General features: G+C 60.5%; 6 protein-coding genes. 5 read left to right on the plus strand and 1 reads right to left on the minus strand.

The genetic code is table 11. The features are described from left to right. The first annotated feature begins 227 nt into the window (after positions 1–227). Genes BM069_RS01380 through BM069_RS01390 form a run of 3 tightly spaced genes read left to right on the plus strand, consistent with a single transcriptional unit; the run spans position 228 to position 9207 of the window. The gene (locus BM069_RS01380) at positions 228–2585 is read left to right on the plus strand and encodes a FecR domain-containing protein (protein ID WP_170846643.1); all 2358 of its coding nucleotides are present in this window, start codon (positions 228–230) and stop codon (positions 2583–2585) included. A 26-nt stretch (positions 2586–2611) separates the two neighbouring features. Continuing rightward, entirely contained in the window at positions 2612–7480 is a 4869-nt protein-coding gene (locus BM069_RS01385; RefSeq protein ID WP_170846644.1) for a PKD domain-containing protein, read from the plus strand. Then, positions 7480–9207: an adenylate/guanylate cyclase domain-containing protein gene (locus BM069_RS01390; RefSeq protein WP_170846645.1), complete on the plus strand. Its 1728-nt coding sequence runs from the start codon at positions 7480–7482 to the stop codon at positions 9205–9207. The genes BM069_RS01385 and BM069_RS01390 overlap by 1 nt, the downstream gene beginning before the upstream one ends. Before the next feature lie 76 nt (positions 9208–9283). Here BM069_RS01390 and BM069_RS01395 read toward each other — a convergent pair whose 3' ends face one another. Then, entirely contained in the window at positions 9284–9577 is a 294-nt protein-coding gene (locus tag BM069_RS01395) for a DUF6476 family protein (protein ID WP_093319341.1), read from the minus strand. On the opposite strand from BM069_RS01395, the gene BM069_RS01400 reads away from it, so the two are divergent. Together BM069_RS01400 and rpoH are read left to right on the plus strand one after the other, a co-directional pair. Then, positions 9576–10610 (plus strand): RluA family pseudouridine synthase, encoded by a 1035-nt coding sequence (locus tag BM069_RS01400; RefSeq protein WP_093319343.1) that lies wholly within the window; start codon positions 9576–9578, stop codon positions 10608–10610. The genes BM069_RS01395 and BM069_RS01400 overlap by 2 nt on opposite strands. A gap of 171 nt (positions 10611–10781) precedes the next feature. Then, a complete protein-coding gene (gene rpoH, locus BM069_RS01405; RefSeq protein WP_093319346.1) occupies positions 10782–11678 on the plus strand; it encodes an RNA polymerase sigma factor RpoH in 897 nt (298 codons plus the stop codon). The last annotated feature ends 55 nt before the right edge of the window (positions 11679–11733 follow it).

Below are 11733 nucleotides of genomic sequence, written 5' to 3' on the forward strand. Positions count from 1 at the left end.
TCCCCGCCAGTGAAGCGTGCTGTCTCTGGGCCAAAGGGTCAAAATGCAGGGGCGGTAAGTTTGTTTCCAGATGCGAAACAAACGGTGAAAAATCGGGGGATTTGCGCCGGTTTCGCCGTGAGAGATGCGACCAAATGGTCAAAACCCTTGCGTTGGGCCTTAAAAACAGGGACCTTTGTTGCGTTAACTATTTTAGCACTACGCATTTCGATCCATTGGGGGCTGCCATGTTCGTCCCGACAAAAACTCGAAATATGCGTGCCGGACTATTGGGGGCGTTGTGCCTGTTGTTGGCCTTTGGCGGCAACAGTGGGAGCGTTCGTCTGTCTGCCGAAGTGGACCCCCTGACCGCGCCTTACGCTTTGGTGCCGTTTTCCGGCGATGACACGCTGCGCGATTTCACAGCCCGCCACCTCAAAGACCCTGACCTTTGGCCGACGGTTTTGCGCATCAATGATATGGCGTCGGTGGCTGAGCTGAATCCGGGTGATGTGCTGCAAATGCCGGTTGTTCAGGTGGCGCTTGCGGATGAAGCTCTGGCGATGTCGTTGCTGGCGATCCAGAAAGCCACGGCAGAGGGCGCACGCCTGTTTGCGCCTTCCCAGATCGGAGCGGCAATTGCCGACCGTGACACCGCCGTTGAAAGTCGCGGCGAGGGACAGTGGCGTGATGTGGTGACGTATGCCGACTCAAGCACGGTTCACGCGGTTGAGGCCTTTGAAATCGCGGTCGCTCAGCGCGATCGCGCGGCGGAGGCGCTGATCACCGATATCCATGGGCGGGTAGAGGGGCGCGACCCGACAGAGGCGGCGTGGTCGAACCGCGCGCTTGATGACATTCTGGTCGAGTTTGAGCGTGTCAGAACGCTGACCAATTCGACCACGCAGGTGACGTTCCGCGATCTCAGCCGGTTGCGGCTCAACCCCAATTCCAACGCGACCATTCAGCGGATGCGCTCTGATCCGTTGACAGGCAAGGAAGTGACCAAAGTCAGCCTACAAAGCGGTGACTTTTATGCGCTGCTCAATCAACTCAGCGATCAGGATAGCTTTGAAATCGATGTTCCCGGCATCCAGACCTCCACCGAAAGTGCGGATTTCTGGATCAAAAAGGCCGACGACAGCGCCTTGTTCGTGAACTACGACACGGCGGCTCTGGACATTCAAAGCGGGGCGGCGACAGTCTCGCTCGGACAGGACGAGGGGGTGGTGATCACCGACGCCGGCGTTGCCGCGCGGGCCGAGGTGTTGGAGCGCACGCTGTTGTCGTTGCCGCCAGATAAGGCAGAGGTTTTTGGCACCGGAGTCGATTTGGCGTGGCAGGATTTTCCTGAGGCCAGCGGCTATTGGTTCGAGGTTGCGGGCGATCCGGGGTTCAACCGCATGATCACGTCTGAATGGGGCGTCAAGGACGTCGGCTTTCGCGTCGACGGGCTGACGCCGGGGCTGCACTACTGGCGCGTGTCGGCGCTCGATACATTGGGGTTGCCTGGAAAATGGTCCGAAACCCGCGCTTTTGATTTGCGAATTGACGATACAGCGCCGTTTCTGATGGTGCTGGAACCTGCCGAGGCGACCTTGGTGGAGACTGCCACGCTGACATTTATTGGGGCCACGGAGGCCGGTGTGAGCCTGACCCTGAACGGGGCAGGGATTGATGTGTCAAACGACGGTAGCTTTGCTGCTCAAGTATCTCTTAAGGCAGGAGAAAACTCGGTTGAGCTGGTCGCGAAAGATGCGGCTGGAAACCTCTCATCCAAGCGTCGGATTGTAACCTATGTGCCGCGTGAGCAGGTGGAGATGACTCTTGACGACGGCCTCGCCCGTCAGGGTGATGTTCTGGTGAGCCGCACGGATCAGATGACTGTTACGGCAACGACCACGGCACAGACCGGACAAGAGGCGGTGTTGCGGGACGAGGCCGGCAACGACATCGGCCGTACGCGCATCGGGGCGTCAGGACGGCTGGCCATGACCGTGCCCGCGGAGCCGGATGTGCGGCCCTATCGCATCGAGGTTCTTTCGCTGGGCGGCACGCCTGTGGGCAGTTTGGCGTTCTCTGTAGCATTGGACAATGAGGCGCCCCAGATCGTTCTGGATGTGCCGCCGCCGCGCGCCACGTCGGACTCGACGTTGGATTTGACCGGCGTTTTCGGGGATGCGATTCACCTGAGCCTCGATGGGCAGGATATTGAATTATTTGATGATTTCTTTGCGACGCAAGTGACTCTCTTACCAGGGCGCAACAGCTTTGAGCTTAGAGCAGAAGATGCGGCTGGGAATGTCGGTGTTTTGGCGATCGAGACCTTGTTTGACCTTGAGGCGCCCAACATTGAGCAGGCCGAGTTGCTGCGCCCAGAGGGTGAGGACGGCCCGATTGAGTTGATTGTGACGGCGTCAGACGCGGGCGGGTTGCGTCAGGCGGCGCCATATCTGGTTGAGGTCGGTGATCGGGAATTTGAGGGATACATGCGGTGTGACAACCGTGCAGGGCTGTGCCGCGCAAATCTGCCGGCCACGGCTGGAGACATGCGTCTGATCGAGGTGGTTGTGCTGGATTACGCCGGCAACGAGGCCTTCCGTTGAAAGGGGCAAGTGTGGGGATGGTGACAATGAAAAAGCACGCTTTAAGATGGGCGGTAATGCTTGGACTGGCGGTGGCTTCTTTGCCGGCAAAAGCACAGGACACCGCGCCGCCTGCGGACCAGGGATTGCTCGTTGTCTATGGCATTTTGGCACCGACCCGTGAGGGGGATATCGATCATAAAGAGCAGATATTTTTTAGCATTCCCAAAGATTTGAGAGACAGAGTTTATGTCCGGATTTTTGATCCGGAGATGAGCGGCGATCATGATTTCCGCTATGGGCGCTATGGTGCCAGCCAAACGATTTACCGCGTGGTCGGCGGCGATGGATCACGCACAGGCCCCCCGCGACCCGAGCCAGTCAAAACCGGCGCACGTCCACAAAAAGCAAAGCGCGCCGAGGTGTTGGCGGAGCGTCCCGGAGACGTCCTGCGCGAAGAGGTTTTTGGCACCGATAGCAAAACCGACGGTCACTGGGTGTCTCTGGGCTCGGTGCGGGCGAGACAGGGCGAGATCATTGGCGATCGGGCTTGGTTTCGAATTGATGTGATTGGCGCGGACGGCAATGACGGTAACGGGTTTAACGTTGATGTAAGCCTTGCGCGCGATGTGCACCGACGGCCCAGTGGGCTGGAAATGGAGGCCTTCCAGCCGACGATCCGCTGGCCCGGCGGCACCGTTGGCACCCGCGTGGAGCTACGCAACCCGTCGAGCGGGCCACTGTCGGTGCAAAACTTTGATGGCGCTGCGGGGGATTTGCGTCTGAACCGCATGTATTCGGACATCAGGTTGCAAGCCTCGGGCCAAAATCTCTGGGTCTCCGAGCAAGTGTCTCCTGACGAAGACTTGCTTGCGATCACCCTGCGGGGTGGGTTTGAGACCCCAAATGACGTCACTCTGTCGGTGTTTGATCAGACCGGACAGGCGCTGCCGATCCTGATGCCGCCCCGACAGGCGCCGCAACCCGAGCGCCCCGAGGCGTTGCCGCAGGCACGAGAACTGGCCGATTGCCGGTCCGTCGCCTTTGATGGCAGCTATGACGGCGCGGACCCGTTGCTCGCCTATATGTGGGATTATGGCGACGGGGCCAGCGGCGATGAACCCGTCAGCGCCTACAGCTATGCCACGGCCGGAAAATTTGATGCCCGCCTTCGGGTTTTGCTGCCTGGGACACGCGCGGCCCGCGGATGGGAAGCCTCCGTGCCGGTCCATATCCGCAATGCGCCAGTTGCGGTGGCAGGGGAGGACATCACCGTGGCGCCTGGGGATGTGGTGGCCTTTGACGGGGCAAATTCCGTGGCCAGCGACAGCCCGATCAGCCGCTATTTCTGGAGCTTTGGCGACGGCGTGGCAGTGGAAGGCATGACCGCAGACCACGTTTATGGACAGGCCGGTTCCTACCGGTCGGTTTTGCGGGTGTCCGACACCAGCAGCCACCCCTGCAATTTTGGCGTTGCGACGCGACTGGTCACAGTGAACTCTGCACCGGTGGCGGAAGCCGGAACGGATCAAAGCACCATCGTCGGCCGAGCCGTGACGCTGGACGGCGCGGCAAGCTATGACGTGGATGGCACCATTGGCGCGCATGTCTGGGATATGGGGGATGGCAACACGCTGACGGGCGCGCGTGTCACCCATGTTTATACCGAGCCGGGCGTTTACACGGTTGCCTTGTCGGTGACCGATGACAGTGGCGTCAGCAACGCGACCTCGCACGATCGCCTGACAATCCGCGTGAATGCGCCGCCGCAACCGGTGATCGAAGGCCCGTCCGAGCCCGTCGCGGTGGGAGAGGCGGTTGTGCTGGATGGCAGCAAATCAACGGACATGGATGGCGTGATCCTCAGCCACCTCTGGGATTTTGGTGACGGCTCGATCGGCGAAGGGTCTTTGGCGCAATATGCTTGGGCCAAGCCCGGCGTTTACCGCGTGGTGCTGAGCGTGACCGACAATTCCGGCACCACAAGCGCAACACAACAGATCGCCTATGAGGTGATCGTCAACACCCGTCCCGTCGCCAATGCGGGCCCCGATCAGCTTGTGACCGCGTCGGAAGTGCAATTTGACGGATCCGCGTCGCGCGACATAGACGGTGAGATTTCGCACTATCTCTGGGACTTCGGAGATGGCGCAACAGGTCAGGGGCCGCGCCCGGTGCATGCCTTTGCACGGTCAGGCACTTATGAGGTGGCGCTGACGGTCAAGGACGACAGTGGCGCGCCGCAATCCACCCACCGAGATACAATGCGCGTGGTGGTGAATGCCGCGCCGATTGCGGATGCGGGGCCTGCTTTGACCGTGGCACCTGATGAGGTCTTTGTTTTGGATGCTGGCGCGTCGGTCGACCCTGACGGGCGGGTGACGGAGCACCTTTGGACCTTTGCGGATGGCGGTTCAAAATCCGGCGTTCGGACCGAGCACAGTTTCCCGACCGCAGGGTTGTATCGCGTGCGTCTGACTGTGACCGATGATTTCGCAGGTGGCGGGGCACAGGATGAAAGCGAGGTTCTGATCACCGTTAACGATCAGCCCGTGGCCAAGGCCGGACCGGACATCCGTATCGCACCGGATGAAAGCGTGATGTTTGATGCCAAGGGCTCGTTTGACCGCGACGGACAGCTGACCGGATTCAGCTGGGAGTTTGACGATTTGCAGACGCCGCTTGAGGCGGCAGCAGTAGAACGCGCGTGGCCGACCGCAGGCGTTTACAATGCCCGCCTTGTGGTCCGTGATGATGCAGGGGTGGCGAATTCCACAGCGCAAGACAGTGTTGTGATCCATGTGAACCACCGCCCCGAGGCCGAGGCGGGACCCGCAATCGACACCGACCGCTTGTTGGTGACGCTGGATGCGGGGGGCTCAGGCGATGCGGATGGCGATAATCTCGTTTACATGTGGGATCTTGGCGACGGCTCGGAGCCGGTCTTTGGCCGTGAAATCGCGCATGTTTTTCCGCGCGCGGGCCGCTTTCCTGTGACGCTGAAGGTGGACGACGGGTCGGGCCTTTCCAACGCCAGCGACATTGACGCCACAACTGTGATCATCAACGCAAAACCCGTGGCTGATGCCGGCGGCAACCGCGATGTCTGTTCGGGAGAGTCGATCCTGTTTGACGCCTCCGGCAGCACCGACGCTGATGGCGACCTGTTGCGGTACTCATGGGATTTCGGCGATGGCAGGCAAAGTGACATCATCAACCCGACACACACTTACGAAAGACCCGGAACTTATCCGGTAACGCTTTCGGTGGCGGATGAAAGCGGGTCGCAACGCGGCATCGACCGAGACAGGATCGCGGTGATTGTTCAGGAAGGCCCGATTGCAGATGCGGGGGCTGACAGAACAGTCTGCGTCAATCAGGAGGTGCGCATGGACGGCAGCGCGTCGACTGACAAGGATGGATCGGTGAACGCCTTTGAGTGGACCTTTGGTGATGGCAGCCGGGCCAGTGGCGCGACCCCGATCAAAAGCTTTGAACGGGCGGGCACGTATTCGGTGACGCTGACCATCACCGGCGATGCGGTCGGGCAATGCAGCCCGCTTGATACCGACACCGTGACCGTCGAAGTTCTGCCCGCCAAATCGCAGGACATCCTCGCAGTTGAGCGCGCGCCGGTCGGGGACAGCGTGTCCTTCGTCGCGCAATTGGGTGAGGAAGCGGGCACCGGAGATCCAGTCTCGTTTGACTGGCGTTTCTCGGACGGGGGCGAGGCCACAGGTCAGGACGTGAGCTATGCATTTGCCCAGCCCGGAGAGTACCTTGTCACACTGACCACAACGCTTGCGGGCGGCACGCAGGATTGCGGCGAATTGGTCAGCCAACACAAGATCACAGTGAACGCCGCGCCTGAGCCGGTGATCGACGGGCCGGACACAGCAGCCGTTGGTGCATTGGTCAGCTTTGACGCCAGCATGTCGCTGGATCAGGACGGGGTGATCACCCGCCACCTCTGGGACTTCGGGGATGGCACAACCTCAACAGGCGTCGCCGGACATCACCGCTATCAGAAGGCCGGCACCTATGATGTCACGCTGACCGTAACCGACGACGCCGGAGTGGCCAATTCCGAAACCACCACCAGCCGCCAGATCGCCGTGAATCCCGTGCCGATCGCCGGGCTGCAAACGCCGCCCGCGCTTTGCGTAGACACACCACGCGAGTGGCAAGTCAACGCAGCCGAAGGGGTGGATGTAGTCTGGGCCTTTGGCGATGGAGAGACTGCCAATGGGCCCAGCGTCGCGCATAGTTTTGCACGTCCGGGGCTTTATCCGGTGGCAGTCTCAACCGACGATGGCCGTGGGCTGGCAAATTCGACCCACCGCGAAGAGGTCTACGCCCGCGTGAACGCCGTGCCCGTCGCAGATGCCGGACCTGACCGTGTGGTCTGCCCGGGCGAGGAGATTGCCTTTCGCGCCGGTGCTTATGATGCGGATGGCGTCGTGACGGATGTGCTTTGGTCGTTTTCTGACGGCGTGGATCTGCGCGGAGCCGAGGTTAAGCGCAGCTTTGACAGCTCGGGCCCTGTGGATGTGACCCTCAGCGTGGTCGACGACAGTGGCGCAACCTGCAACACTGGTCTGGATACCGCACGGGTGCTGGTCAATACACCGCCCGTGGTGGATGCGGGCGCAGACCGTAGCACACCCGTTGGCGCAGCCCATGACGTGTTGCGCTTTGATGCGAGCGAGGCCAGCGATCCGGACGGGCAGGGTGTGTTGGTCACATGGGACTTTGGCGATGGCACCGGCGTCAACGGGGCCGTGGCGCGGCACCGCTACGCAAGCGCAGGCGCATTTACCGTGACCGTCACTGCCCGCGACACCAGCGGTCTTGCCTGTGGCGTGACCACCGACACCGCCCGCGTCACAGCGACCGCGCGCGAAGGCAACAACTGATGCGCTTCCCTCTGCCGCTCAAGTTTTTCCTCTTTGCGGCGCTGGTGGCGGTGGTGCCTTTGGCGCTGGTTGGTGAAAATCTGGTTCGGATCGCCCGCGACGAGCTCAAGAGCGCTGTGAACGAGGATCTTACCGGCGTCGCAGCACAGGTCCGCAGCGAGTTTGACAGCATGTATCAGGGCCGCTGGCTGGCGCCGCTGATGGTGATCCGCTCGGGGGTCGATAATCCGGAACTGGACGTGGCGCAAAAGGTGTCGCTGCTGACACAGGGCATGGAGCAACTCGAAGACGTGGTGGCTCTGCAATTGAGCGTGGCAGGGTCTGACATTCCCGTACTCGTCAGCGATCAGCAATTTGGCGACGCTTTGATGGCTGCTGGGGTGGACCCGCTGTCGGCCCTGACCGCCAGCCCCGAGTTGATTGCCAACATCAAAGGCACCGGACAATTCGGGCGTCCGCTCATTCAGCAGATCCCGGAAACCGGTGACTGGCTGGCCACTTTGGCGTTGCCGATGGAAAGCACGATCGCCGGTCGCGAGCTGACCTTGGCCGCGCGCATCAACCTTGGCTCCCTGCGTCGCACTGTGTCGCGCCACCCGTTCAACCAGCGCGGAGAAATCACCATTGTCGATCACGCCGGCCGCACGGCTCTTGTGGACACGCCCGAGGTGATCAATCGGCGCGCAATTGTCGCCGCAGCCATGCCTCTGATCGTCGCCGGTGCGCGCGCCGATGCCTTGCAGGCCTACACGCGCCCTGACGGCACTGAAATGTTGGCGGCCTATGCCTTTCCGGACTGGTTTCCCTGGGCGGTGATCACCGAACTGAGCGAAGAAAGCGCCTATGCGGTGGTCGCCGAGATGATGCGCCGCATCGTGATGGTTGGCGCATTGGGCTTTGCGGCGGCCTCTGTGGCGGCGCTGATTTTCTCCAAAGGCCTGACCGGTCCGATCCTGAAAATCGGCCGCGTGGCAGATGCCATCGGCGAGGGCAACTATGGCGCGCGGGTGGAAAAGGTCCGCAGTCGCGACGAAATCGGCGATCTTGCAGGGCGGATCAATGTCATGGCCGGCCAGCTTAGCGAACGCATGGAGTTGATGAAATTTGTGAGCCACGAGACCATGAGCGCCATTCAGGCGCGTGACGGCGAAGGCATGCGGCGCGGCGGTGAGCGGCGCGACGTCACCATGCTGTTCTCTGACATCCGAGGCTACACCGCTTTTTCGGAGACGGTTACGCCCGAAGAGGTGATCGAGGTGCTCAACCGGTACTTTGAAATCCAGTCCGCCATTGTCGAACGCCACGGCGGCGACATCGACAAATTTGTCGGGGATGAGCTTATGGCGATGTTCGTGGGCGAAGACAAAGAGGACCGCGCTGTGCGCTGTGGTGTGGAAATCAAAGACGCTCTGGCCGAAAGTTTTGGCGCGCAGACCGGCCGTGAACTGGCGGTTGGTATTGGCGTCGCCTCGGGCGCTGTCGTCCTTGGCGCCATGGGCGCGCGTGACCGCATGGATTACACGGTGCTTGGCTCAACGGTGAACCTCGCAGCACGGCTCTGTTCTAAGGCAGGCCCGTGGGAGGTGCTGGTGGACAGCGACACAACTGATTTGGTTGATGTTGGCATTGATCTTGAGGCTCGTCCCGCGGTGCGCCTCAAGGGCTACGCCGCGCCTGTGCCGGTTTTCCGCGCCACCTTCAGCGAGGATGAGACACTGGCTTTGTGAGGCTTGATCGCGTCTTTCTGGCCCAAATACCTTGGGGTTAGCCCGCAGGGAGAGGGGCAACGCCGCTGCAAAGACCTCAGTCCAGCACCACTTCCTGACGCAGCGCGCCGGTGATGCGGTCATAAATCAGGATGCGGTCGTCTTTGGTCACAAGCGCATACCAGCCATCGCCCGTGGTCACGGCCTGCACCGCGACGCCATCGGGCAAAACGATCTCTTCCGGCAAGATCGGGCCGTCATCACGGAAGCGCATGACAATCAGCGCAACCACCGTTACAAGCCCGACAATCATCACCGTCGTCAAACCTGTGACCAGCAGCCGCAAGAACTTGAGGTTGGCGGGTTCAATCGGGTCCGGAGCATCTGTCATGGCTGAAGCCCTTGTTACTTTTGTGATCGCGGAAAATCCGCCCAAGCGTCTTGATAAGGCGCTTTCGCTCAATGTGCCAGTGGAGGCCGCGCTGTCGCGCACCCGATTGGCAAAATTGCTCGCCGAAGGTGCGGTCAAGGTGAACGGGGTGGTTGTGTCTGATCCCAAAGCCAAGATCGCCGAGGGCGCAGAGGTGGAAATTGCGGTGCCGCAGGCCGAAGAAAGCCATATCGGGCCCGAAGACATTCCGCTTGATGTGATCTGGGAAGATGACGATCTGATCGTGATCAACAAACCTGCGGGCATGGTGGTTCACCCCGCACCGGGTACGCCGAACGGCACGCTAGTCAATGCGCTTCTGCATCATTGCGGCGACACGCTGTCCGGTGTCGGTGGCATGAAGCGCCCCGGCATCGTTCACAGAATCGATAAGGAAACCAGTGGCTTGTTGGTCGTTGCTAAATCGGATGCGGCGCATCAGGGGTTGGCCGATCAATTCGCGGCTCATACGGTCGAGCGCTACTATCGCGCGGTTTGTTATGGTGTGCCGGACGCCAATGATCCGCGTTTGCGCGGGGTTAAGGGCGTGAATTTTGAGTCCGGCAACATCATGAAAATCACCACCCATCTGGCGCGGCACAAGACCGACAGACAGCGTCAGGCGGTGTTGTTTGAGGGCGGCCGCCACGCCGTGACACGCGTACGGATTGTCGAACCCTTCGGCACGCCTGCGGTGGCCGCGCTTGTGGAATGCTGGCTGGAAACCGGTCGCACGCACCAGATTCGCGTGCACATGGCCCATGCAGGCCACGGGCTTATTGGTGATCCGGTCTATGGGGGGCGGCGCAAGCTGGCGGAAAAAGCCATCGGGGCCAATGGAATCGCGGCGGCCAAATCCTTCCCGCGTCAGGCGCTTCATGCGGCGGTTTTGGGGTTTGAGCATCCGATCAGTGGTGAAACTCTGCGGTTTGAGGCGGCGATTCCGGAGGACATGGCCGCCTTGATCAACGCGCTTTCTGTGAAAACGGGCTGAACCGGCAATAAACAGCACATGCGCGTGAAGGCGCAGAAATCGCTGTGGTGCCTGTCAGCAAAAAATCTTAATCTTTTGGAGAGAAAGTGCCGGAGAGGGCATTGAAAAGCCGTTAGCGCTCACTAAATGGATGTTAACGATATAAACATTGACGACGGAGGGAGAACAATAATGGCCAACTACGCCAATCTGCCAGCACCCACACCGGAAGGCGGCCTGAACCGCTATATGCAGGAGATCCGCAAGTTCCCCCTTCTTGAGCCTGAAGAAGAATACATGCTCGCCAAACGGTGGGTGGAGGAGCAAGACGCTGAATCCGCTCATAAAATGGTGACGTCCCACCTTCGCCTCGCGGCCAAGATCGCCATGGGCTATCGCGGCTATGGATTGCCACAAGCTGAGGTGATTTCTGAAGCCAACGTGGGCTTGATGCAGGCGGTCAAACGGTTTGATCCGGAAAAAGGGTTCCGTCTGGCGACCTATGCGATGTGGTGGATTCGCGCCAGCATTCAGGAATACGTTCTGCGCAGCTGGTCGATGGTCAAACTCGGCACCACCTCGGCGCAAAAGAAACTGTTTTTCAATCTGCGCAAGGCCAAGGCCCGCATCGGCGCGCTGGAGGAGGGCGATCTGCGCCCCGAAAACGTCGCGCGTATCGCCAATGATCTTGGTGTGACCGAGGACGAAGTTGTGTCGATGAACCGGCGTATGTCGGGCGGCGACGCGTCGTTGAACGCGCAAGTCGGCTCCGAGGGCGAAGGCACAATGGAGTGGCAGGACTGGCTTGAGGACGAAGACGCCAATCAAGCCGCTGACTATGAGGCCAAAGACGAACTTGATGCGCGACGCGAACTGCTTGCCGAAGCGATGACTGTGCTCAATGACCGTGAAAAAGACATCCTGACCCAGCGCCGCTTGGCAGATCAGGTGGTCACGCTCGAAGATCTCAGCGGGCAGTATGACGTCAGCCGCGAACGCATTCGCCAGATTGAAGTGCGCGCCTTTGAAAAACTGCAAAAGCGGATGCGCGAATTGGCGTCATCCAAAGGAATGTTGTCGTCCCACTAAGCGCAAGCTCTTGGCGAAACGCAGCAAACACATTAACCTCTTCCGTGCGAACGGG

It is taken from the genome of Shimia haliotis, from assembly GCF_900114415.1.
GTDB lineage: Bacteria > Pseudomonadota > Alphaproteobacteria > Rhodobacterales > Rhodobacteraceae > Shimia > Shimia haliotis.